We start from the raw sequence: 25227 nt of genomic DNA, 5'->3' as shown, positions 1-25227 counted from the left end.
ACTTCGGGATGGGAATTTCCTTCTTACGGGCGTAGTTCAATGGTAGAATGTCGGTCTCCAACACCGCTGATGAGGGTTCGAATCCTTCCGCCCGTGCAAAAATCCCAAGCGTATTTAATGCGTTTGGGATAAAAATTAAATAAAAAATTAAGACGTGGCAAATATTATACAGTATATAGAAGAGTCTTTTGGGGAGTTAATTCATAAAGTAACTTGGCCAACTTGGAGTCAATTGCAAAGTAGTTCAATTGTTGTTCTTGTAGCTTCAGTCATTTTTGCACTGTTGATTTTTGTTATGGATTATATCTTCGGTATCAATATTAAATTGTCTGGAGGAGAAGCTGATGCACCATTATGGAGTGGTGTTTTAGGAATTTATTATGATTGGGCAGGAGCTTATAAATAATCTAAAGTAGTAGCATGGCTGAGGTTAAAAAAAGGTGGTATGTTGTTCGTGCAATTGGCGGAAAAGAAAAAAAAGTAAGAGATTATATCGAGCTTGAAATTAAACGTCACAAAATCGAACACTTAGTAGGACAAGTTCTAATCCCAACAGAAAAAGTTTACCAAATTAGAAATGGTAAAAAAATAAGTAAAGAAAGAAATTACCTTCCTGGTTATGTGCTTGTCGAGGCAAGTTTAGAAGGAGAGGTACAACATATTATTAAAAGTGTTCCAAACGTCATTGGTTTCATGAGTGCTGTAAAAGGCGGAGATCCAATGCCGATGAGAATGAGTGAAGTCAATCGAATTTTAGGAAAAGTTGATGAATTGGCAGAGCAAGAAGAAGAAATGAATATTCCTTTTGTTGAAGGAGAAACTGTTAAGGTTATTGATGGACCGTTTAATGGCTTCAACGGAATAATTGAAGGAGTGAACGAAGAGAAGAAGAAATTGCAAGTTATGGTTAAAATCTTTGGTCGTAAAACACCATTGGAGTTAAGCTATATGCAAGTAGAGAAGAATGCTTAAGTAGTATATTAACGTGTAGGAGTGCTACTCGGATGTAATTGAATGTTTCCCGTCTGAGAATAATAGCATGTTTGACTACAAAAAACAAACATATAATGGCAAAACAAGTTGATGGATTAATCAAGCTTCAAATTAAAGGTGGAGCGGCTAATCCTTCACCTCCAGTAGGACCAGCTCTTGGTGCAAAAGGGGTGAACATCATGGAGTTCTGTAAGCAGTTTAACGCTAGAACCCAAGAGAAGGCTGGTAAAGTTCTTCCGGTTGTTATTACAGTATATGGAGATAAATCTTTCGATTTTGTCGTAAAGACACCTCCTGTTGCTGTACAACTTTTGGAAGCTGCAAAGCTTAAATCTGGGTCTTCAGAACCGAATCGTGTAAAAGTAGCAAAAGTAACATGGGATCAAGTAAGAGCAATCGCTGAAGATAAAATTCAGGATATGAACGCTTTTAAAATTGAGTCTGCAATGAAAATGGTTGCCGGTACTGCAAGAAGTATGGGTATTACTGTTTCTGGACCTTTCCCTTCATCAAATTAATCTGAGTCATGGCAAGAATAAGTAAAAAAAGAAAAGAAATCTTGGCTAAAATAGACCGAGAAAAAGCTTATAGCGTGGCGGAAGCATGTGCATTGGTGAAGGAAATCTCTACAACTAATTTTGATGCATCTGTTGATGTTGCAGTTAGATTAGGGGTTGATCCACGTAAAGCGAATCAAATGGTTCGTGGAACTGTTGCATTACCACACGGTACAGGTAAGGATGTAAAAGTACTCGTACTTTGTACTCCTGATAAAGAAGAAGAAGCTACTGCTGCTGGAGCTGATTATGTTGGATTAGACGACTATATCGCTAAAATTAAAGGTGGTTGGACTGATGTTGATGTAATTGTTACAATGCCTTCTGTAATGGGTAAAGTTGGTGCTTTAGGTCGAATTTTAGGACCAAGAGGATTAATGCCTAACCCTAAGACAGGTACAGTAACTATGGATGTTGCTAAAGCGGTTTCAGAGGTAAAAGCAGGTAAAATTGATTTTAGAGTTGATAAATTTGGTATTGTTCATTCTCCAGTTGCTAAGGTGTCTTTTGACTCTGCTAAAATTGAGGATAACTTAACTGAATTATTATCTACAATCGTTAAGCTTAAGCCAACGGCTGCAAAAGGAACATACATTAAGAGTATCAATATTAGCTCAACGATGAGTCCAGGTATCTCTATTGATACTAAAAGCTTTGCTAACTAATAAACCCCGTAAAAATGACAAGAGAAGAAAAATCACAATACATTGACGATCTAGCAACACGTTTGTCTGAGTCAGGTGTATTCTATTTGACTGATACGGCAGGTTTAACTGTTGAAGCTGTCAATCAATTAAGAGAAAGATGTTTCAAAAACAACATTGAGTTACGCGTAGTAAAAAACACGTTACTTAAAAAAGCAATGGAAAAAGTAGAAGAGACGAATTATGAAGACCTTTACGGTGTTCTTGCTGGTCCTACTGCTATCATGTTTGCTGAAGTTGGAAACGCTCCTGCGAAGTTGATCAAAGATTTCAGAAAAAAGAATGATAAACCTTTATTAAAAGGTGCATTCATCGAAGAAGCTATCTATACTGGTGAAGAAAACTTAGACTTCCTAAGCGAAATCAAAAGTAAAGAAGAACTTATCGGAGAAATCGTTGGATTACTTCAATCTCCTGCGAAAAATGTTATTTCTGGACTTAAATCTGGTGGTAACACAATTGCGGGCTTAATTAAAACGCTCTCGGAAAGAGAAGCATAATTATTATTTATCATTAACCATAATTAAAACAAAATAAAATGGCTGAATTAAAAGAATTCGCAGAACAACTAGTAAATTTAACAGTAAAAGAAGTTAACGAATTAGCTGAAATCTTAAAAGAAGAGTACGGTATCGAGCCTGCTGCTGCTGCTGCAGTTGCTGTTGCTGGTCCTGCTGGTGGTGGTGAAGCTGCTGAAGCTAAAACTGAGTTTGACGTAATCTTAAAGTCTGCTGGTGGATCTAAATTAGCAGTTGTTAAATTAGTGAAAGAATTAACCGGAAAAGGGTTAAAAGAAGCTAAAGAATTAGTTGATAGTGCACCTGCTACATTAAAAGAAGGTGTTTCTGAAGACGAAGCTAACGGTCTTAAATCTTCATTAGAAGAGGCTGGAGCTGAAGTTGAAGTTAAGTAAGAATACTTAAGTTTTTACAGGATAGGCACTGCTCTTTTGGGCATGTGCCTACTCCTGTTTTATAGTTTACATGCATAGAATTTATTTCTTTAACAAAAATAATTAGCCTTGGTACCAAATAATATTAATAAAGGAAGAATTAACTTTAGAAGCGAAACGGCACTCTTCGAATATCCTGATTTCCTCGATATTCAATTGGAGTCGTTTAGACAGTTCTTCCAGTTGGAGACAACACCGGAAAACAGAAGTGATGAAGGTCTTTTCAAGGTATTCAGTGAAAACTTTCCAATCACGGATACTCGTAACCAATTCGTACTGGAATTCTTAGATTATTTCGTTGATCCCCCTCGATATACAATTGCAGAATGTATCGATAGAGGGCTAACTTATAGTGTGCCACTTAAGGCTAAATTGAAATTGTACTGTACTGATCCAGAGCACGAAGATTTTGAAACTATCGTGCAGGATGTGTATCTCGGTACAATTCCGTATATGACTCCAAAAGGTTCGTTCGTTATTAACGGGGCTGAACGTGTAATCGTTTCTCAATTACACCGTTCTCCAGGTGTGTTCTTCGGTCAATCAAGACACGCGAATGGAACCAAATTATATTCTGCTAGAATTATTCCTTTCAAAGGATCTTGGATCGAATTTGCAACTGACATTAATAGTGTAATGTATGCTTATATCGACCGTAAAAAGAAATTGCCTGTTACCACTTTATTCCGTGCTTTAGGATACGAAAGTGACAAGGATATTTTAGAAATTTTTGATTTAGCTGATGAAGTAAAAGCGACAAAATCAGGTCTTAAAAAAGTACTGGGTCGTAAATTAGCTGCAAGAGTTCTAAAAACATGGGTAGAAGATTTTGTGGATGAAGATACTGGAGAGGTTGTGTCTATTGAACGTAACGAGGTATTACTCGATCGTGAAACTATCCTAGAACAAGAACATTTAGATTTAATCCTGGATGCAGGGGTTAAATCGGTGATTCTACATAAAGAAAACGTAAATACTGCCGATTTCGCAATTATCTATAATACGTTACAAAAAGATACTTCGAATTCTGAAAAAGAAGCAGTTGAACATATTTATCGTCAATTAAGAAATGCTGAACCACCTGATTTTGAAACAGCAAGAAGTGTATTTGAAAAATTATTCTTCTCTGATTCTCGTTATGATTTGGGTGAAGTTGGTCGTTATAGAATCAACAAGAAATTAGGTCTTAATACAGATATTGAACAAAAGGTTTTAACCAAAGAGGATATTATTTTAATTGTTCGTTATTTGATTGAGTTAATTAATGCGAAAGCTGAGATTGACGATATTGATCACCTTTCTAATAGAAGGGTTCGTACTGTTGGAGAGCAATTACATAACCAGTTTGGTGTTGGACTTGCACGTATGGCACGTACTATTCGTGAGCGTATGAACGTTCGTGACAATGAAGTCTTCACTCCGATTGATTTGATTAATGCTAAGACCTTGTCTTCGGTGATTAATTCTTTCTTCGGAACGAATCAGTTATCTCAATTTATGGACCAAACTAATCCATTATCTGAGGTAACACATAAAAGAAGGTTGTCTGCCTTAGGGCCAGGTGGTCTATCTAGAGAAAGAGCTGGTTTCGAGGTACGTGATGTTCACTATACACACTATGGTCGTCTATGTACTATTGAAACGCCAGAGGGACCAAATATTGGTCTAATTTCTTCACTTTGTGTTTTCGCAAAAGTGAACAAACTTGGATTTATTGAAACACCTTATTGGAAAGTTACAGATGGTAAAGTTGATCAGTCTGGTCAACCTACATACTTAAGCGCTGAAGAAGAGGAAGAAAAAATCATTGCACAAGCGAGTGTTGAAGTTGATAAGGACGGGAAGTTTGTCAATGATAAAATTAAAGCAAGATTGGAAGGGGATTTCCCTGTTGTGGCACCACAAGCAATTAGCTTGATGGATGTTGGAACAAACCAGATTGCTTCTATTGCGGCGTCTTCTATTCCTTTCTTAGAGCATGATGATGCAAACCGTGCCTTGATGGGATCAAACATGATGCGTCAAGCAGTTCCTTTATTAAAACCGAATTCACCAATTGTTGGTACAGGTATTGAGGGAATCGTTGCACGTGACTCTCGTGTACTTATTAATGCAGAAGGTGATGGTGTGGTTGAATACGTTGATGCAAACGAAATTAAAATTAGATATAATTTATCGGATGCTGATCGTTTGGTAAGTTTTGATGGAGATGTTAAAACTTATGAATTAACTAAATTCCAAAAGACCAATCAAAGTACAACGATTAACCTTAGACCAATTGTTGCTAAAGGTGATAAAGTGGCTAAAGGACAAGTGTTATGTGAAGGTTATGCTACACAGGCCGGAGAATTAGCTTTAGGACAAAATCTTAAAGTGGCCTTTATGCCATGGCAAGGATATAACTTTGAGGATGCAATTGTTATTTCTGAAAAAGTTGTTAGAGAAGATATCTTTACTTCTGTACACATTGATGAATACTCGCTAGATGTTCGTGATACAAAACGAGGTTTAGAGGAATTAACCGCGGATATTCCAAACGTTTCGGAAGAAGCAACAAAAGATTTGGATGAAAACGGAATTATTCGGGTAGGTGCTGAAATTAAAGAAGGAGATATCTTAATTGGAAAAATTACACCAAAAGGGGAAACTGATCCTTCTCCAGAAGAAAAATTACTTCGTGCAATCTTTGGTGATAAAGCAGGTGATGTGAAAGATGCTTCTTTAAAAGCTTCTCCATCATTACGCGGTGTTGTTATCGATAAAAAATTGTTCTCTAGAGCAATTAAAGATCGTAAAACGAAAGCGAAAGATAAACCAATGCTTGCTCAATTGGATGCGGACTATGAAGTAGAAGCTGGAAAATTGAAGGGAGTATTGATTGATAAATTATTAAAAATACTAGAAGGTCATAAATCGGCTGGTGTTTATAATAACTTCAAAGAGGAAATTCTTAAAAAAGGAATTAAATTCTCTGAGAAAAACTTAATGACTGTTGATTTTAGTATTGTTAATCCATATGATTGGACCAAAGAAGCTGATGTCAATAAATTGATTCAACGTGTTCTTCACAACCACTCAATAAAAGCAAACGATCTTTTAGGAACATATAAGCGTAAAAAATTCCAAATTTCTGTAGGTGATGAATTACCAACAGGAATCGTGAAAATGGCGAAAGTATATGTGGCTAAAAAACGAAAGCTAAAAGTTGGGGATAAGATGGCGGGTCGTCACGGAAATAAAGGAATTGTTGCCAATATTGTTCGTCAAGAGGATATGCCTTTCTTAGAGGATGGAACACCAGTTGATATTGTATTAAATCCACTAGGGGTACCATCACGTATGAACCTTGGTCAAATTTATGAAACTGTTCTTGGATGGGCAGGTTTAGAATTGGGAGTGAAATTTGCTTCTCCAATTTTTGACGGTGCTTCAATTGACCAAATTAATGAACAGACTGATAAAGCAGGAGTTCCAAGATTTGGTAGAACCTATTTGATCGATGGTAATACAGGTGATCGATTTGACCAGCCTGCGACTGTTGGGGTGATTTACATGCTTAAATTAGGTCACATGGTTGATGATAAGATGCACGCACGTTCAATCGGACCATACTCGTTAATTACGCAACAACCACTTGGCGGTAAAGCTCAGTTCGGTGGTCAGCGTTTTGGTGAGATGGAGGTTTGGGCACTTGAAGCTTACGGTGCATCAAATATCCTTCGTGAAATTCTAACCATTAAGTCGGATGACGTTATCGGTAGAGCAAAAGCTTATGAATCGATTGTTAAAGGCGAGAATTTTGGCGAACCAGGAATTCCTGAATCATTCAATGTATTATTGAACGAGTTAGCGGGTCTTGGATTGAGTATTACAATGGATTAATTAATTAAGGAAAAAGGAAAATAGATGAAAGAAGAAAGACAAAGTAGAGTGGTTTCACTTCTCACTTTGTTCTTTTTCTTAACTCTTTAATCTAAACAAGTATTATGGCTTATAGAAAAGAGCAAAAATCGAAGAGTAACTTTAATAAAATAACGATTAGTTTAGCTTCACCTGAAATGATTTTAGAAAAATCGTTTGGGGAGGTTTTGAAGCCTGAAACAATCAACTATAGAACTTATAAGCCGGAGCGTGATGGTTTATTCTGTGAAAGAATCTTCGGCCCCGTTAAGGATTATGAGTGCCATTGCGGTAAATATAAACGAATTCGTTATAAAGGAATTGTTTGTGACCGTTGTGGTGTAGAGGTTACCGAAAAGAAAGTGCGTAGAGAGCGAATGGGACATATCTCATTGGTCGTTCCTGTTGCGCATATCTGGTATTTCCGTTCATTACCAAATAAAATTGGTTATTTATTAGGTTTACCAACTAAGAAATTGGATCAAATTATTTACTACGAAAGATATGTAGTTATCCAAAAAGGGGAAGCTGAGCGTGTTGATGGTGAACCATTAGAATACATGGATTTCTTGACTGAAGAGGAATACCTTGATATTTTAGATGAATTACCAAAAGAAAATCAATATTTAGAGGATAATGATCCAAATAAATTCATTGCAAAAATGGGTGCAGAAGCATTGCATGATTTATTGCAGCGTTTGGATTTAGATTCTCTTTCTTATGATTTAAGACATAAAGCAAATACTGAGACTTCTCAACAGCGTAAAAAAGAGGCTTTAAAACGTCTTCAAGTTGTTGAATCATTACGTGATTCTCAAACTCGTGTCGAAAATAGACCGGAATGGATGATTGTAAAGGTTGTTCCTGTTATTCCACCAGAATTAAGACCATTAGTTCCATTGGATGGAGGACGTTTCGCCACTTCAGATTTGAATGACTTATACCGTCGTGTAATTATTAGAAACAACCGTTTGAAACGATTGTTAGAAATTAAAGCACCAGAAGTAATCCTTAGAAATGAGAAAAGGATGCTACAAGAGTCTGTCGATTCATTATTTGATAACTCGAGAAAATCTTCTGCTGTTAAGACGGAGTCAAATCGACCATTAAAATCACTTTCGGATTCATTGAAAGGTAAACAAGGTCGTTTTAGACAAAACTTACTAGGTAAGCGTGTTGATTATTCAGCTCGTTCAGTAATTGTGGTTGGACCTAACTTAAAATTACATGAGTGTGGTTTACCTAAAAATATGGCTGCCGAATTATTTAAGCCTTTTATCATTCGTAAATTGATTGAAAGAGGTGTTGTAAAAACGGTAAAATCAGCGAAGAAAATAGTTGATAAAAAAGAGCCAATCGTGTGGGATATTTTGGAAAACGTATTGAAAGGACATCCTGTTCTTTTAAACCGTGCACCAACACTTCACCGATTAGGTATTCAGGCTTTCCAACCTAAATTAATTGAAGGTAAAGCAATTCGTCTTCACCCATTAGTTTGTACGGCATTCAACGCCGATTTCGATGGGGATCAAATGGCGGTTCATTTACCATTAGGGAATGCCGCAATATTGGAAGCACAAGTATTAATGCTTTCTTCACACAATATCCGTAACTCTGCAAACGGTGCTCCTATTACAGTACCTTCTCAGGATATGGTATTGGGTCTTTACTATATCACGAAACTTAAAAAGTCGGATGATAAAGTTAAGGTGAAAGGTGAAGGCATGACTTTCTACTCTCCAGAAGAGGTGATTATCGCTAAAAACGAAGAGGCTGTAGAAATGCATGCAGGAATTAAGGTGAGAACACATGATATCGACGAAAACGGAGAACGTGTTGAACGAATCATCGATACAACTGTTGGTCGTGTAATGTTCAATCAACTTGTTCCTGAGGAAGTTGGATATGTGAATGAAATCTTAACTAAAAAAGCATTACGAAATATTATTTCTAAAGTATTAGCTGTTTGTGGAACTGCACGTACAGCTCAGTTCTTGGATGATATTAAACAAATGGGATACCATATGGCCTTTAAAGGTGGTCTTTCGTTTGTATTGGATGACGTTATTATTCCTCCGGAAAAAGAAGTGATGGTTGAAAAAGCCAACAAAGAAGTGGATGAAGTAATGATGAACTATAATATGGGACTTATTACGAATAACGAACGTTATAACCAAATTATTGATATCTGGACGCATACAAATACGCGTTTAACGTCGGCTTTAATGAATAGATTGATTGCTGACCAACAAGGATTCAACTCAATCTTTATGATGATGGATTCTGGTGCACGTGGATCGAAAGAGCAAATTCGTCAGTTATCAGGAATGAGGGGATTGATGGCGAAACCACAAAAATCAGGAGCTTCTTCTCAGGATATTATTGAGAACCCAATTTTATCAAACTTTAAAGAAGGTCTTTCGGTATTAGAGTACTTTATTTCTACTCACGGTGCCCGTAAAGGTCTTGCGGATACTGCCTTGAAAACGGCCGATGCGGGTTATTTAACTCGTCGTTTAGTGGATGTTGCACAAGATGTGGTTATTAATGAAGATGACTGTGGAACCTTAAGAGGAATTACTGTAACAGCATTAAAGAAGAACGATGATATCGTAGAATCTTTATACGACAGAATTTTAGGTCGTGTAACTGTTCATGATGTTTTTGTACCGGGTACAGAAGATGTAATTTTAGAAGCTGGAGAAGAAATCACTGAGAAATTTGCTAAGCTAATTGAAGATGCAGGAATTGAAGAAGTAGAAGTTCGTTCGGTATTGACTTGTGAAATGAAGCGAGGAGTGTGTGGTAAATGTTATGGTAGAAACCTATCAACAAGTCGAATGGCTGTTAAGGGTGACGCTGTTGGTGTGATTGCCGCTCAATCAATTGGTGAGCCAGGTACACAGTTGACACTAAGAACATTCCACGTAGGGGGTACAGCATCGAACATTGCGGATGATTCGAGCTTAATCGCTAAGTTTGATGGTAACTTAGAAATCGATGAATTAAGAACGGTTAAATCTAAGGATAAAGAAGGAAACGAAGTTGAAATGGTTCTAGGACGTTCAGGTGAAGCTAAAATTACGCACCCGGATACTGGAATTGTTATGATGACAGCAAATATTCCTTATGGTGCTCAAATGGTTTCTAAGCCAAGTGGTAAAATTAAGAAAGGTGATGTAATTTGTAAATGGGATCCGTATAACGCAGTAATCTTATCAGAGAATAAGGGAGAGGTGTTATTCGAAAACATTATCGAAGGTGAAACTTTCAGAGAAGAAATCGATGAGCAAACAGGATTTAGAGAGAAAGTAATTACTGAAAATAGAAGAAAGAAAAACGTTCCAACAGTAACTGTTATTGACAGTAAAACAAAAGAACCGATTCGATCTTATAACTTACCAGTAGGTGCTCACATTATTGTTGAGGACGGCGCGAAAATTGAAGCAGGTATTATCCTAGTAAAAATTCCTCGTGTAGCTGGTAAATCTGGGGATATTACTGGAGGTCTTCCTCGTGTGACTGAGTTATTCGAGGCACGTAACCCTTCAAACCCAGCTACAGTTTCTGAAATTGATGGTATTGTATCATACGGTAAAATCAAAAGAGGTAACCGTGAGGTAATTATCGAATCAAAAACAGGTCAAGTACGTAAATATCTTGCTCCATTATCGAAGCATATTCTTGTTCAAGAGAATGATTATGTGAAAGCTGGTCAATCTTTAACAGACGGTGCAATTACTCCTAAAGATATCTTAAATATCAAAGGACCAACTGCTGTTCAAGAATACTTAGTAAATGAAGTTCAAGAAGTTTACCGTTTGCAAGGGGTGAAAATTAACGATAAACACTTTGAGGTAATCGTTCGCCAAATGATGCTTAAAGTTGAGATTACAGATGCTGGTGATACTAAACTATTAGAAAACCAATCGGTGCATAAAGCTGATTTCTTTGAAGAAAATGATGCACTTTACGGTAAGAAGGTTGTTGTTGAGCCAGGAGAGTCTGATACAATGAAGGCTGGTCAAATCATTACTGCACGTAGATTGAGAGATGAAAACTCTATGCTTAAACGTAAAGATAAACAACCAGTAGAAGCAAGGGATGCCGTTCCTGCAACGTCAACTCCTGTACTTCAAGGTATTACTCGTGCATCTCTTCAAACACGAAGCTTTATCTCTGCTGCATCATTCCAGGAAACTACAAAAGTACTGAATGAAGCGGCCCTTAATGGTAAAGAAGACTTCTTACTTGGATTGAAAGAAAATGTAATTGTAGGACATAAAATCCCTGCTGGTACAGGTTTCAGAGAGTTCCAAAAATTAGTAGTAGGAAATCAAGCAGAATACGATGAACTTGTAGAATCACAAAATGATTAATAGAATTTTTTAAAATTCAGAAACCGCCTCAGCTTTGCCGAGGCGGTTTTTTTGTATCTTTAAGTTTTAACTAAAAGCGAAATCACGTAATGAGCGATTCACAAGAAAAAAAAGGAAATCAAATTAATATCGAATTACCGGAAGAAGTTGCAGAAGGTCAATATTCTAATTTATCAATTATAACACACTCTACAAGTGAATTTATTGTTGACTTTATTCAGTTAATGCCAGGTGTACCCAAAGGTAAAGTTAAGTCGCGTGTCGTGATGACTCCAGAAAATGCAAAGAAATTAGTGATGGCGTTGCGCGATAATATTAATAAGTACGAATCAATTCATGGTACTATTAAAACGCATGATCAGCCCCAAGGGATTCCAATGAATTTTGGAGGACCGACCACGGAAGCATAATCCAAAAACATGACATAGATGTGACAATCCAATTCAAATTTGCCTGTAATTTTGCAGACGATGAATTGGAAAAAAGGGTATATCCTATTAGTCTTAATGGCTGGGGCATTTATGCTACATGCGCAAGATTATACGCAAATTGTTAAAGGTGTCGTTTTAAATGAAGCAACCAAATTGCCTATTTCAAACGTAACTGTCCAATTGTCTTTTGAATCACAGACTTTCCAGATAAATTCTAATAATGAAGGAAGTTTTAAGTTTGATTCAATTCCTGTAGGTAGAGCGAATATGCATTTTTCAAAGGCAAATTATGAGCCTTACTTATTGGAAGACATATTCGTTTCAACAGGACGAGAAGTAGTCCTAAATATTACATTGTCTGAAAGTCCTAGAGCTTTAAATACTGTAGAGGTTGATGCTACTGTTTTGCGGAATGAACCAATCAATAGGATGGCAATAGCGTCGACCTATGTGCTGAAGATTGAAGAAGCACATAAAATGGCTGGAAGCTTGGATGATCCGATGCGTTTGGTGACGAGTTACCCCGGAATTGTTCAGCTTAATAGTGGTTTTAATAGTTTTACGGTTCGTGGAAATGCTCCAGTTGGAATGCTATACCGTTTGGAAGGAATTCCAATTCATAACCCTAATCATTTTGCTTCTATTGGAAGTACAGGAGGATTTGTTACACAATTTAGTTCGCAATTATTAACAACAAGCGAATTCTTTGCTAGTGCATATCCAGCTGAATTCGGTAACGCAACTACAGCCGTTTTTGATTTTAAATTTAGGAATGGGAATAAAGACAAGCGGGAACACGCGGCTAAAATTAATGTTCTTGGAGTTGATTTTGCAACTGAAGGTCCCTTTAAAAAAGGAGGGAAAGCCACTTACTTGTTTAATTATCGTTACTCATCTCTTGGATTGTTAGCTAATGCTTTTGGCTTTTCTTCAATCGTACCAGCTTATCAAGATTTTTCATTTAATCTAAATTTCCCGACCAAAAGACTGGGGGTCTTTAAAGTTTTTGGAATTGGAGGATTATCAAATTTAACAATAGCAGCCCAGGAAGATAGTGTTGAATGGGAAGGAAATACCAATCGCGTTAGGCGAAATTTGGGAAGTAATTCAGGAGCTATAGGAATCGTACATTATAAGCCAATTTCTACAAAAGGTTATTGGCATTCAGTAATTGCAGCGTCAGCCGGAAAATATTTTGATGATGCGCATTTTATTGAAGATGATTTATCATATACCCCAAGAGAATTGAATAATTATATCGACCAACGATTAACATTTACATCTGATTATAATCACCGTTTTAGTAAAAGACATGTCAATAAGACTGGTGTTATTCTTACTCATCTTAATCACACGTATTTTGCGGCCCACTACAATAAATTATTTGATGCAATTGATACAACAGCACAAACAAGTGGAGCTGCGATCACGGGTCAAGCCTTTACGCAATCCAAATTTAACATAACCGACCGCTTACAGTTGAATGTTGGTCTTCATTTTTTATATTTTGATTTAAATAAACAGTATTCGGTTGAGCCTAGAGGAGGAATATCGTATCAACTCTCACGAAAATCAATCTTATCTTTAGCTTACGGTTTGCATGGTAGAGTGGAAGACCTTTCTTATTATTTTGCTGAAGAGAAAAGTATCGATGGAGCGTCTAAATTATTAAATGAGAATTTGAAACTCTTAAAATCACATCAAACTGTTTTAAGGTATGCACATATGTTTAATTCAAATTTGAAGTTTACTGCAGAAGCATATCTACAGTACCTTGTCGACGTTCCGGTTGATCCGAATGGGACATTTTCTGTTCAAAATTTAATGGTACGTTTTCCAAATGTTTCGTTAGAAAATAGCGGTGAAGGAAGAAATTATGGACTTGAATTGAGTTTGCAGAGGTTTACAAAAAATGGAGTTTACTTTATGATAACGGGAGCACTTTTTAATTCTGAATATAAAGCGGGAGATGGTGTATGGCGAAATACAGAGTTTGATCAAGAGTTTTCTTATAACATTTTAGGAGGGAAAGAGTTTGAATTGAAGCCAAAAAATAATAAAAAACGATTACTGGGATTAAACTTTAATCTAAGGCATTCAGGAGGAACATGGCAAAATGTGGTAAACGAAGAGGCTTCGGCAATTTATGGTTGGACGCAATATGATCTCAATAATCCCTATACAGATCGCCAACCTAGTCTTGTTAATTTTGACTTCACATTGAGCTTAAAAGGAATTCGAAAGAACATTACTGGAGAATTTTCAATCCAAATAAAAAACCTTTTTAATAGCCGAACTGTTTTAAAACGTGAATGGGATGAAAAACTTGGTGCAGTGAAAGAAATAAAAGATTACGGCACAATTCCGATTATTGGTTATAAGATTTGGTTCTAGGTTATTCGGCACCAAACCATTTGAAAAGTCCAAACCAGAGTGCTAGCCAAGCTAGTCCTTTAAATAGAAAAAATAGAAAACCCGCTAGTCCAATGCGTTGTAACCATGCATTATGATACCACTTTTTTTTAGGTGTTTTGTTTTTATTATTCTCTATTTCTGTCATTTTTAAACCTTACAGAGGACAAAAATATTGATAAAAATCCGCTTTAATCCCGAAGAATGAAATTTTCAAGCTTATTGAGATAAGTTTCATAACCTAAAACTGCAGGAATATCTGAATGGTTAGCCTTTGGTACCCGAATGGCCTCCTTGTATGTTCCGTTATGATTTGAATAAATTAACTCACCATTTTCGATAGCGATGTAATCATCTTCTTTGCCATGTATCCACAATAAATCACTTCCCCAAGATTTTATTTTCTCCGCATTGTTAAATTCTAAAGTTGTCATGTAATCTGGATCGATATCTAATAATAAAGAACTTTGAGTCAAATTTGCCACCGAAGCTAGAGGTGATTCTAGGATGATTTTACTTGGTTTAAAGTCGGAGCGATAAACGGCTCTATCTATAACGGGTATACATCCCAGACTAAAACCATAATAAAAAGTCTGCTCAGCTTTTGCGCCATGATCAATTAACCAGTTAATACTTGCATCAACATCTTCGTATAATCCTTGTTCAGAAGATTCGCCATCGGACATTCCATATCCCCTATAATCCATCATAAATATACCATAATTATATTTTTCTATGAGATTAGCGAGTAAGCTAGCACGGGGCCAATAGGCATCCATATGTAACGACTGTCCGTGGCAATACATGATAACAGTATCGTCTTTAATAGTGCTTATATCGCCAATGTATACCCCATAAATTGTGTATTGTTCTCCGGAGCTTTTATCGGTTGACACCATATTTATTAAGGTGTATTTGTCTGATTGAATTGCATATTCAATAGGAACAGCTCCTTCTCCTGCATCGTAGTTTTCAAATTGATAAGCCTCTAATTTGGTACTTGGAAAAGCAACCTTGTCAAGTGTCAATTTTTTACAACCCACCAGCAGTGCGATAATGGGAACGAGTTTTATAAAATATTTCATATTAATTTTTTTTACCAAGTATCCATCGGAAACCGACATAAAAGCCTAAAGCGCCCCTCGTTCCAAGTGTGTTATATGGTACAAATGCGTAAGAATTATCATTTACTGGGGATAACCATTTAATTTCAGATGTAAATTGCCATCTTTCTCTTTTATCTTTTAAAAGATGACCAAATTGAGGGTTTAAAATCCAATGCTGACGAATTGGTTGTTCATCGGCGTTCATGGCACTAAGCTCAAAGTAATTATTCACACCAACGTAGAAATAACTCTTGCGTTTACCGTAGTTCCACCATGCGTTTAGGTCGATAATAGGCCAAACCTTGCCGGTTCCATTTTCAAAATTGTAAATGAAATTAAAAGAAGGACTAGTAGAAATATTGGGCAAGTATTTGTCTTGCTCAATAAACTGATAGGTCACCCCGCCGTCCATCTGTACGTTACCAAATAAAGCAGCTGTGGTGTGAACAGCTCCAAAAACAGTTAGGTTCGAATCTAATCCATACCCAATTTCGACAGCAGATAAAGGAATTGGAATTGGTGCATTTAAATCCAATAAAGGTCCACCAAAATTACCACCAATTGACCATTCATTTTTGTTCAAGGGCTCGACAAATCGAGCAGGAGCACAGCCAAAAATGAGACTCATTAATGCAATGAAAAGGAGGGAGTTGATTTTTTTCATACCCTTTAAATTACTAAAATAATCATTCTCGAATTGCAGAATAGGTAGATTTTTTTTTTGCAAAACGAGTTATGCTTGCATAATAATTTATAAGAAATACTTTAAATTTGCAGCACGATGAAGGGAAGATTGATAATTCTATTAAATTTCTGGTTCATAGGCACTATGTTTGGACAAGATAGCTTACGAATCATGTATTATAACATCTTAAATTTCCCGGGAGAATCACCAGGAAGAGTTTATGATTTAAGAAAGATCATCAATTATTCCGAACCAGATATTCTTGTTGTGAATGAAGTTTTAACGGCAGATGCAGTCGATTTAATATTGGATAATGCTTTAAATGTTTTTGGTAGGACGAATTATGCCGCTGCAGTTTTTTTTGATGGTCCTGATACCGATAATTTATTATTTTACAATCAGGATAAGCTGGGGATAAGCCATCAGGTGCAAATTCCAACCGGCCTCCGGGACATCAGTGAATATAAACTTTATTACAAGCAAGCCGACTTAGGGCCAGAAACAGATACAATTTTTTTAAACCTGTATAGCTTACATTTAAAGGCAGGTTCGGGTCATTTTAACCAGCGTAAGGAAGAGGTTTTGGTTTTAAAATATAGGTTGAATGATATTGAAAATAAAGAGAATATTTTTGTAGGCGGGGATTTTAACTTTTACTCGGGGAATGAGTCGGGCTGTTTGGCATTAAGGGAAACAGGAGATGTCACCTTAATCGATCCCATTAATAGTATCGGCGATTGGAACAATAATGCTAGTTATGCTTATTTACATACACAAAGCACGAGGGAAGCAGCATTAGCAGATGGTTCCGGTGGAGGTATGGATGACCGATTTGATTTAATATTCTGTACAGAGGATGTGTTTAATAATGCCAATGGTTTAACTTATATCGAATCTTCTTATCAGGCGTTAGGGCAAGATGGAATGCGTTTTAATGATGCTATTAATTCGCCCTATAATCCAACCGTACCAGATAGTGTTGCCGACGCGCTTTATTTCTTATCTGACCATTTACCGGTTATGATGGATGTTAAAACCGATCGAACAGCATCCATCCAAAGAAATAAACTTGAAGACCTTAACCTTTGTTATTATAATGCAGTGAATCAAACGATTTACCTTAAAAACCATGTGATAAATGGTGAATTTCTATTGTTGGATTTGAGCGGAAAGGTAATTTTCAACCAAATGGTTTCAAACAGTAATCAAATTGCCTTAAAAAAGGAGTTAAAACCTGGAATATTTATCTGGCAATTAACCGAATCAAGTCGGAAAGAAAGTGGGAAAATTGCCGTTATCGATTAATTATTCAACAATAAGTGAGCGTGTGTAATTTATGTTTTCTCCCTGTATATGCAGAAAAAAAAGACCTTTACTATTGACTGAAATTTCGAACTCATCTTTCTGCGTATAAAAGGTTTTAATAAGTTTACCTTTTGCGTCATATAACGTTAAGTTCAGTCCTGTGTGATCACCAAGATTAATATTAAAATTTCCGTTTTTTGAAGGATTGGGATAGGCATAAATTTCATTTTTTTCTTCTATTTCCTCAACACTGCTAGTTAGTATATTCAATTCAAACTGCTGAAAAAAACGCCAAATTTCAACTGACGCATTAAAATCATGGTTCGTTGTGGTTATATCAATAGGGGCACCCGGCCAAGTGTGTCCGCCGTCATTAATTCGAATGAACTCTACACTACTGCCTAACCATCCATCCTCATATATAAAATGAGTAGCTGTGCACCCATCGTCAGGATCAATATCAGGAAATTCAAGAACAGTTGGTTCATCGGAACAATGATTAAACTCAACCCAATTTTCAACCAAATCTTCGATAGCAATGAATGCTATATTTCCATCATACGGAACAACCGCATCAGCAGTACCATGAATTTGAAGAATTGGTGTGGGGTGGCCGGCTGAACAATTAGTTTCCATAAGATAGGTCATTGAACCCGTTACTGAAGCAACAGCTGTAATTCGATGACTTAATTGGCATGCGAGCTCGTAACTCATGAAACCGCCATTACTCATTCCAGTACTGTAAACGCGATTGGTATTAATGGAATAGTTAGCGATTAAGGTATCCAAAAGGGCGTTAATAAAACCAATATCATCTACACTAGAAGTAGCAAAATTATTCCAATGGGTAGACCCAGCGTCATCGACTAAACCTTGCGGATGCACAATTATAAAATTTGCCGTATCTGCTATAGGTCTGAAGTCGCCATACGCTTCTTGCTCAACATTTGTTGATCCATAACCGTGTAAATTAAAAATTAAAGGAACGGGAACGTCGGCATCGTATAGGGCTGGAATATATATGCGATAAGACCTATCTTCACCGTCAAAAATAAAACTATCTGACACGGTAGTTTGGCCAAATAAAATAGAGCTTGAAAATAATAAAATAGCAAGGATAAATCGCAACATAAAATAAAGGTTTAAACTAATCTACGAAGAATTCTTAAAAAGCCTTGAAATTTTGAATGTTTAAAAAATTAGAAATCAGCGGGGTTTGGATGTTTAAATGTCATGTTTAATTCGTTTATCGCTCTTTGTCCAGAAATAATGCGCGGGGGTGTATTCGAGTCGTCCTCAAAACTTGGAACAGGCAATCCTAAATCGCGTGCAGCGTTCTTATAAAATTCATCGCGTTTAGGGTGCGAAGGGGCAACTCCATTAAAAAGTTCACCAAACTTACCTTGTTCTAAAATGAGTAGTAAGAGTTGAATAGCATCGTCTTGATGAATAAAATTTATTACTCCTTTAGGGTCAGGAATTTTACGATCTTCACCATAAAAATTTCCTGGATGACGAGAAGGACCGTACAGCCCACCTAATCGCACAATTGTAAGATGTTCTTTAAATTTATCATACAAGAATCGCTCTGCCGCGAATAAGATATTGGCTGATTTTTTTTGCGGATTTGGAATTGTATCCTCCGTAATTTCACCAGTTGCATCACCATATACCGACGTTGAGCTGATAAAAATGACATGCATATCATCTGGAGCATGTAAGACAATTTTATAAAGGGCTTCCTCATAATCTTGTTCTGACTCTCCCATTTTACTGGGCGGAACTGTAATAATGAGGCAATCACGTTGATCGAGAAAAGCGGTTAAATCTCCTTTGATGGCATCTTTTTGAAAATCAATAATTCTAACCGCAAACGGGGATTGTAATAAACCCATTAGTTTTTCAGATGTACGTGTGCTGCCTATAATATTATAGCCAGAATTCTGTAATTTGTGTGCAAGAGGAAGGCCCAACCAACCAAGCCCAAGTATAGCAATGCGCGTCAACATTAATATAAGTAGTTTAAATAATAAATTTTCAGGAGTGGGCTGAGTAATAATGGTAAGCCAAATATAGTTATTCTCTTTTGTATTATTTGTTAAAAAAAGGTTAGATTCCGGGATTATTTAATAATGGTGTTTAACTCTTTGTAAATGAGGTGTTGTTTAGAGTTTGCTCTTCTAGAATGTCCTAACTTAAGGGCACTTTTGCACCTTTTTTAACGAAAAAACCGGCATTTCGTTTAAAAAACGTTAAGATTTGTTGAAATTAAATCGTGGTTTTAGATCGAAATAGCTGTTTTTAGTAATTTTGGAATGGTATAGAACACGCAAATATAACTCCGTTTTATTCCACAACGAATTTTGACTTTAATTGAACATTATAAGTTAAAATATCCCCCAAACTTTTGTGTCCAATTAGAGTTAAAGTTGGCAAATACGAACTTTAATCTTATTAAAATGCAAACGAAAGAATTGAGTAAAACCAAGGAACCAGCTCCAATTTTTAAAAATAAGGTATTAGAAGCGTTGACATATACGAATTTTTCAATACATATTATATGGTATCTCAGTTTAGCCATACTGAGTATGATTTTGGGCTTTATTGAAAATTCGGTGAATGTTTTTAGCGGTTTAGGCATTTTTATTTTTGGATTATTTCTTTGGACGTTGGTAGAGTATATCATGCACCGTTTTGTTTTTCATTATATCTCAAAGAATGAGTATATCAAACGCTTTCATTATATTTTTCATGGGATTCATCATCAATTTCCACGCGAAGAGAAACGAACAATGATGCCGCCCGCAGGTGGTTTAATTTATGTAACATTGTACTTTGCCATTGGTTATTTGGTCATGGGGAACTTATCCTTTTTTTTAACGGCTGGCTTAACGTTGGGTTATTTGATTTATTCGGGATTTCACTATTCTATTCATATGTTTAAAGCTCCTAAACGCTTAGAATTTTTATGGACACATCATTTATTACATCATTATCAAGAGCCTGAAAGAGCTTTTGGTGTGTCAACGCGTTTATGGGATAAGCTCTTTGGTACAATGCCAACAAAACTAAGACGTAAATGCTCCTTTTTTTCTAAAAAAAAAGATTGAACAATTGGTCAATTAAAAAAAAGATTCTAACTTTGACCAAACGTTTAGTCAAAAAATGCCAAGAACTGCCAAACAATTTGAAGAAATTAGAAGTGAACGAAGAGAAGCCATTCTATCAGCTGCATTACATGTGTTTTCAGAGGAAGGATATCATCATGCTTCAATTAGTAAAGTGAGCAAAGAAGCCGGAGTATCGAAAGGTTTGATGTATAATTATTTTCAGAGTAAAGAAGAGTTATTAGAATTACTAATTGGATCACTTTTAGATGAAGAAACCAAAGTAGTCCATGAATTAATGGAAGAAAAATTTACCGCTGATACATTTATACGCTTAGTTCAAATGGGGACCAATATTTTGCGTAAAAATCCTAAAAAATGGAAGCTGTATTTAAATATGTCTTCACACCCATCTGTGATTCCGATTATCCAAAAAAAGTTTACACCTGAGCGTCAGCTGTTCGCAGAAAATCTGCTAGCGTTTTTTACCGCACAAGGGTATCAAGATCCGGCAATTCAAATGCAGTATTTTTCAATCACAATGACAGGATTTAAATTTCAATACATTATGGATCCTGACAATTTTCCAGTTTTCGAAATGGAAACTAAAATCATTCAACAATTTATAAAAGAAGATTATGTTAGCAATCGAAACAATAAATCTCTCTAAGCTGTACGGCGAAAATAGAGGAATTAGAAACGTGAATTTAAAGGTAGAACGAGGAGAGGTTTTTGGCTTTATTGGTCCAAACGGAGCTGGTAAATCAACTACGATTCGAACCTTGCTCGGATTAATACATCCAAGTGGTGGAAGAGCAACAATTCTAGGGCATGATATCGTAAGTGAAGGAGTTGAACTTCGCAAAAAAATTGGTTACCTCCCATCGGAAGTGCACTATTATGATGAAATGAATTCGCGTGAGTTACTCGAATATTCAATAGGTTTTTACGATAATATAAATCCGGATGAAATTGAACATTTAGCTGATTTTTTTGAACTAGACTTGGCGAAGAATATAGCAGATTTGTCGTTTGGGAACAAAAAAAAATGTGCAATTATTCAAGCTGTCTTACATCGACCGGAATTGTTAATACTAGATGAACCTACTTCAGGTTTGGATCCATTAATGCAAAATAGATTTTTTGACCTTCTCGAGGAAAAACATAAGGAAGGAACAACAATCTTCTTCAGTTCGCATATTTTATCTGAAATTCAACGCATGTGTGATCGCGCTGCTGTGATTAGAGATGGTGAAATTTCAGCCATCGAGAACATTCAAGATTTACTTAAAAAACAAATGAAAAAAGTTCGAATTGTATTTAATCCAGATGCGATTAATCGAAATCTTCCAATTGGAAGTCAAAATGAAAAATGGCATGATCAAAAAGTAAATTTTGAATATGTCGGTCCAATTGAATCCCTTATTCAATGGATGAATGAAAGTAAGGTCGTAGATGTGGTAATGGAAGAACCCGATTTGGAGACGATTTTCATGAACTATTATAAACGCTAACATCAAAACAATGAATAAGAATTTATACATCAAAGAATTGAAGCGGAACCGAAAGAACTTTTTCGTTTGGTTGAGTATTGTATTTGGATTTACACTGTTGGTGTTGAGTATTTTTCCGTATATGTCTGGTATGGGGGAAGGATTAACCGCCTTAATGGAACAAATTCCACCAGAAATAGGAAAAGCGATGGGAATGGACGAACAAACTTGGTCAAGTGCTTTAGGATTTTATAGCACCTATTATGGTGTTTATATTGTGGTGCTAATAAGTATTTATACGGCATCCACAGGTGCTGGAATTATTTCTAAAGAAGAGCGAGACCGAACGTCAGAATTTTTATTGACACGGCCTGTTTCAAGGAAAACTGTTTTTTGGACTAAAATAGCAGCATTATTTTCGCTGACCTTAATTTTTTTCGGATTGCAAACTGTTTTGGCAGGAATAGGTTTATCGTTGGTAAATGAAGGAACAATGGACTGGGGAATCTTTACCCGTATGCATGCTTCAGGTTTTATTTTAATCTGTTTTTTTACGGCAATTGGTGTGTTGATTTCTATGTTTTTTACTCCGAAAAAGAATTTCATGGGCATGGTTGTAGGCCTAACGTTTGGAACTTATTTTCTCAATGCCATTGCTAAGTCTACTGAAGCAACGAAATGGATTGGGTATATATCACCGTTTAACTACATGGAGATTACCATTGACCCTCACCACGCCTTTAACTATTGGGGAGCAATCGTTTTGATCTTGGTGGCAATTATTTTACTAATCGTCGCTTTAAAATCATACGAGAAAAGAGATATGGCAGGTTAGTTATTCGATGAAGTAAGAATTATTTATTGCCATACTTTCTTAAATTTACTGTACAGTTTACGTTATGGTGAAAGGGCATAAATTTGAATATGAAGAAGTAAAAGGATTTAGGTTTGAAACCTCTTTGCTGGGGCAATCAAAAGCCTATTCGCATATTTATTATATTGATGGTTTATTGGTTGACACAGGACATAGCCTAAAAAAGAAGGTGATTCAAAATACCCTCAAGACCTTTAATGTAGATCAAATTTTCATTACCCATCACCACGAAGATCATACGGGAAATATAAAAGAACTACAAGCTCTTTGGCAATGTCCAGTATTCGGCTCGCAAAACTGTGCTAACCTTATGAAAAAGCCACCTAGGCTCAGCCTTGCACAAAAGCTGTATTGGGGAAATCGACCAGGATATGATAATATTTTAGCAATCAAGGATGAGATAAAAACCAAAAAATATAAATTTCAACTTCTTCCCATACCAGGTCATGCAAAAGATATGGTAGCCTTGTTTGAACCCGAACGAAAGTGGCTTTTTTCTGCCGATTTGTACATAAATGATCGAATTGGATATTTTATGCGAGGAGAAGATATTTGGACACAAATCTCATCGATTAAAAAAGTGTTGACGCTTGACTTTAAAGTTTTGTTCTGCAGCCATAACCCGCAACTGAGTAATGCAAAGCAAAAACTGAGGCAGAAACTGGACTTTTTAGAGCAGTTTACAGAAGATGTGATGTCTTATCATAAAAAAGGCTATACTGAAAAGGAAATCTTTAAGGCTTTAAAATTGAAGGAGCTAAAAGTTATAAAAAACCTTTCTTTTGGTCATTTATCAAAAATGAATATGGTAAAATCTGTGCTTGGAAAGTAGGACGGTTATTAACTATTTTAGCTTAATTTAAACAGTATGATTAAACGCTTTTTTGAATCAAGAATTTGGGTTTTGTTATTGTTTGTAGGAATTTTTCTTGCATTAAAATATGGTTTGCCTACAGAACGAGAGCGAGAAGAGGCCAAGTACGAATTTATAGACGAACGAAATGCCCTTGAGAAGCAATTCGTCGGGAAATGGAATCACGATGATTTCCCCGCAGCAAAACAGAATGAACGATATTACCATTTACTCAGTGCCAATGGCGATTATCATTATGAAACCTCCGATAATGGTAAGATGATTGGTCGCGATTGGTATGCAACTGAAGAAGATTCAATGCTACACCTACGTGTTAGTGTTCGAACCGGTTATGACCACTATAAAATCTTAAGTATTGCAGCAGATACCATTCGTTTAAGGCCTATTGAAAATGATCAATTAAGAAAGCGTATTTTGACATGGACAAGGAACAAAACCTGGAAAGGCGAGTAGTAGAAGCTTAGATTTCCTTTTGAATGTCAAAAAAGAGATACTGATTTGTCTTTAAACAAAAAAGCCAAGTCTTTCGACCTGGCTTTTTTCTTCTGTACACGTAACGCTCTTAAAGTCGAACCGTTTTGTGGTGGACCTTAAAAAACTTCATGAAGTAAAAATGCTTATGGATAGTGCTATTCAAGCTTGATGAGCTGGTCTAAATCAACTTCAAGAGCTCTCGCTATTTTTCTTAAAACGATAATCGTTGGATTTTGCTCAGCTCGATATATTCTTCGTATAGTTCTTGTTCCAACCTCAGCAGCAATTGAAAAATCTGCTTGGGTTGGGTACTTGGAACTGGCTAAACGCTCAATTTTTTTACCCAATTCAAGTAGATATTTTTCATCGCTCATCATCGGCCGTAAATGTCCGTATATGGTGATGAAAACAAAGGGCGTATACGGCCGATCATTTAAGTTGTTTATTGTCTTTTCAATATGAATACGCTGAAATACAAAGGCTTAATTTTTGCCACTATTCTTTTATGCTCATGTAATAGCATAACAAAAGACAGTACAGGTGAGATTAATAAACATGATGATGACGTTGAGGTTGAAGACGCTAACCCTAATAATAACTTTAAGCTTGAATTAAACTGTAAAACAACGAAAATTGCTCATCGTGAGTGGACCAGCGAAAACTACAAGGGAACACATTTTAAAAATGGTGACCCGATTAAAAGAATTGACAATGATGAGCAGTGGGACAAAGTCTCAAGAATCAGCAAAGATCCAGCATACTGTATTCATGATGGAGAATATTACTATAACTGGTATGCTATCAATGACCCAAGGGGTTTTGCTCCAGAAGGTTGGGAAGTACCATCAATAGAGCAATGGAATCAATTGATGTATTACTTTCAAAAAGATAGTATCGCCCCAGGAGTTGCACTTAGAAGTAATATTGGGAAGACTTGCCTTTTCTGAAAGATTGTCAATGCATTCATTATAGACATTGTAC

Annotated in this window: 24 protein-coding genes and 1 tRNA gene; 19 read left to right on the top strand and 6 right to left on the bottom strand. The window is 36.2% G+C overall.

What is annotated here, in order from left to right:
* Positions 1-25 precede the first annotated feature (25 nt).
* From A8143_RS09735 to A8143_RS09685, 11 genes are all read left to right on the top strand, one after another.
* Positions 26-96: transfer RNA gene (locus tag A8143_RS09735), tRNA-Trp, on the top strand.
* A 58-nt stretch (positions 97-154) separates the two neighbouring features.
* The gene (secE, locus tag A8143_RS09730) at positions 155-406 is read left to right on the top strand and encodes a preprotein translocase subunit SecE (RefSeq protein ID WP_070138000.1); all 252 of its coding nucleotides are present in this window, start codon (positions 155-157) and stop codon (positions 404-406) included.
* Between the two features lie 14 nt (positions 407-420).
* Complete coding sequence (nusG, locus tag A8143_RS09725) at positions 421-972, top strand: transcription termination/antitermination protein NusG (protein ID WP_070137999.1); 552 nt, start codon at positions 421-423, stop codon at positions 970-972.
* Between the two features lie 95 nt (positions 973-1067).
* A complete protein-coding gene (gene rplK / locus A8143_RS09720) occupies positions 1068-1511 on the top strand; it encodes a 50S ribosomal protein L11 (protein WP_070137998.1) in 444 nt (147 codons plus the stop codon).
* Between the two features lie 8 nt (positions 1512-1519).
* Positions 1520-2215: a 50S ribosomal protein L1 gene (gene rplA, locus A8143_RS09715; protein ID WP_070137997.1), complete on the top strand. Its 696-nt coding sequence runs from the start codon at positions 1520-1522 to the stop codon at positions 2213-2215.
* A gap of 14 nt (positions 2216-2229) precedes the next feature.
* Entirely contained in the window at positions 2230-2754 is a 525-nt protein-coding gene (gene rplJ, locus A8143_RS09710; RefSeq protein WP_070137996.1) for a 50S ribosomal protein L10, read from the top strand.
* 38 nt (positions 2755-2792) lie between these two features.
* Positions 2793-3167: a 50S ribosomal protein L7/L12 gene (rplL, locus tag A8143_RS09705; RefSeq protein ID WP_070137995.1), complete on the top strand. Its 375-nt coding sequence runs from the start codon at positions 2793-2795 to the stop codon at positions 3165-3167.
* 108 nt (positions 3168-3275) lie between these two features.
* On the top strand, positions 3276-7088 hold the full coding sequence (rpoB, locus tag A8143_RS09700) for a DNA-directed RNA polymerase subunit beta (RefSeq protein ID WP_394332109.1): 3813 nt from the start codon (positions 3276-3278) through the stop codon (positions 7086-7088).
* Positions 7089-7192: 104 nt separating this feature from the next.
* Positions 7193-11485, top strand: coding sequence for a DNA-directed RNA polymerase subunit beta' (gene rpoC, locus A8143_RS09695; RefSeq protein ID WP_070137994.1), 4293 nt, complete (start codon positions 7193-7195; stop codon positions 11483-11485).
* Between the two features lie 89 nt (positions 11486-11574).
* Positions 11575-11895, top strand: a complete 321-nt coding sequence (locus tag A8143_RS09690) for a DUF3467 domain-containing protein (RefSeq protein ID WP_070137993.1) — start codon at positions 11575-11577, stop codon at positions 11893-11895.
* A 60-nt stretch (positions 11896-11955) separates the two neighbouring features.
* Positions 11956-14310, top strand: coding sequence for a TonB-dependent receptor (locus A8143_RS09685; protein ID WP_070137992.1), 2355 nt, complete (start codon positions 11956-11958; stop codon positions 14308-14310).
* 1 nt (position 14311) lies between these two features.
* On the opposite strand, the gene A8143_RS16770 is transcribed toward A8143_RS09685, so the two are convergent.
* Genes A8143_RS16770 through A8143_RS09675 form a run of 3 tightly spaced genes read right to left on the bottom strand, consistent with a single transcriptional unit; the run spans position 14312 to position 16098 of the window.
* A complete protein-coding gene (locus tag A8143_RS16770; protein ID WP_096348994.1) occupies positions 14312-14476 on the bottom strand; it encodes an alanyl-tRNA synthetase in 165 nt (54 codons plus the stop codon).
* 43 nt (positions 14477-14519) lie between these two features.
* Positions 14520-15413: an alpha/beta hydrolase gene (locus tag A8143_RS09680; RefSeq protein ID WP_175437526.1), complete on the bottom strand. Its 894-nt coding sequence runs from the start codon at positions 15411-15413 to the stop codon at positions 14520-14522.
* A gap of 1 nt (position 15414) precedes the next feature.
* Complete coding sequence (locus A8143_RS09675; RefSeq protein WP_070137990.1) at positions 15415-16098, bottom strand: hypothetical protein; 684 nt, start codon at positions 16096-16098, stop codon at positions 15415-15417.
* Positions 16099-16215: 117 nt separating this feature from the next.
* Between A8143_RS09675 and A8143_RS09670 the strand changes: the two genes are divergently transcribed.
* Positions 16216-17424: an endonuclease/exonuclease/phosphatase family protein gene (locus tag A8143_RS09670; RefSeq protein WP_070137989.1), complete on the top strand. Its 1209-nt coding sequence runs from the start codon at positions 16216-16218 to the stop codon at positions 17422-17424.
* Here A8143_RS09670 and A8143_RS09665 read toward each other — a convergent pair whose 3' ends face one another.
* The gene (locus A8143_RS09665; RefSeq protein WP_070137988.1) at positions 17425-18555 is read right to left on the bottom strand and encodes an extracellular catalytic domain type 1 short-chain-length polyhydroxyalkanoate depolymerase; all 1131 of its coding nucleotides are present in this window, start codon (positions 18553-18555) and stop codon (positions 17425-17427) included.
* 68 nt (positions 18556-18623) lie between these two features.
* A complete protein-coding gene (locus A8143_RS09660) occupies positions 18624-19433 on the bottom strand; it encodes an NAD-dependent epimerase/dehydratase family protein (protein ID WP_070137987.1) in 810 nt (269 codons plus the stop codon).
* A 450-nt stretch (positions 19434-19883) separates the two neighbouring features.
* On the opposite strand from A8143_RS09660, the gene A8143_RS09655 reads away from it, so the two are divergent.
* The 6 genes from A8143_RS09655 to A8143_RS09630 all read left to right on the top strand — a co-directional run bounded on the left by A8143_RS09655 (position 19884) and on the right by A8143_RS09630 (position 24225).
* A complete protein-coding gene (locus A8143_RS09655; RefSeq protein WP_070138041.1) occupies positions 19884-20534 on the top strand; it encodes a sterol desaturase family protein in 651 nt (216 codons plus the stop codon).
* A gap of 55 nt (positions 20535-20589) precedes the next feature.
* Positions 20590-21201, top strand: a complete 612-nt coding sequence (locus A8143_RS09650) for a TetR/AcrR family transcriptional regulator (RefSeq protein WP_070137986.1) — start codon at positions 20590-20592, stop codon at positions 21199-21201.
* Positions 21170-22045, top strand: coding sequence for an ABC transporter ATP-binding protein (locus A8143_RS09645; RefSeq protein WP_070137985.1), 876 nt, complete (start codon positions 21170-21172; stop codon positions 22043-22045). Before A8143_RS09650 ends, A8143_RS09645 begins: the two co-directional genes overlap by 32 nt.
* Positions 22046-22055: 10 nt before the next feature.
* Positions 22056-22859 carry an ABC transporter permease subunit gene (locus A8143_RS09640; protein ID WP_070137984.1) on the top strand — a complete coding sequence of 268 codons (804 nt, stop codon included), beginning with the start codon at positions 22056-22058 and terminating at the stop codon, positions 22857-22859.
* A 64-nt stretch (positions 22860-22923) separates the two neighbouring features.
* Positions 22924-23730, top strand: a complete 807-nt coding sequence (locus A8143_RS09635) for an MBL fold metallo-hydrolase (protein WP_070137983.1) — start codon at positions 22924-22926, stop codon at positions 23728-23730.
* Between the two features lie 36 nt (positions 23731-23766).
* Positions 23767-24225 (top strand): hypothetical protein, encoded by a 459-nt coding sequence (locus A8143_RS09630; protein WP_070137982.1) that lies wholly within the window; start codon positions 23767-23769, stop codon positions 24223-24225.
* Between the two features lie 176 nt (positions 24226-24401).
* Here A8143_RS09630 and A8143_RS09625 read toward each other — a convergent pair whose 3' ends face one another.
* Positions 24402-24620: a helix-turn-helix domain-containing protein gene (locus tag A8143_RS09625; RefSeq protein WP_070137981.1), complete on the bottom strand. Its 219-nt coding sequence runs from the start codon at positions 24618-24620 to the stop codon at positions 24402-24404.
* Between the two features lie 84 nt (positions 24621-24704).
* On the opposite strand from A8143_RS09625, the gene A8143_RS09620 reads away from it, so the two are divergent.
* Positions 24705-25193, top strand: a complete 489-nt coding sequence (locus A8143_RS09620; RefSeq protein ID WP_070137980.1) for an FISUMP domain-containing protein — start codon at positions 24705-24707, stop codon at positions 25191-25193.
* Positions 25194-25227 lie beyond the last annotated feature (34 nt).

The sequence above is a fragment of the Crocinitomix algicola genome (assembly GCF_001661595.2).
GTDB classification, from domain to species: domain Bacteria; phylum Bacteroidota; class Bacteroidia; order Flavobacteriales_D; family Crocinitomicaceae; genus Crocinitomix; species Crocinitomix algicola.
Note: the sequence above shows the minus strand (reverse complement) of the source record. Positions and strands in the feature narration are given on the sequence as shown.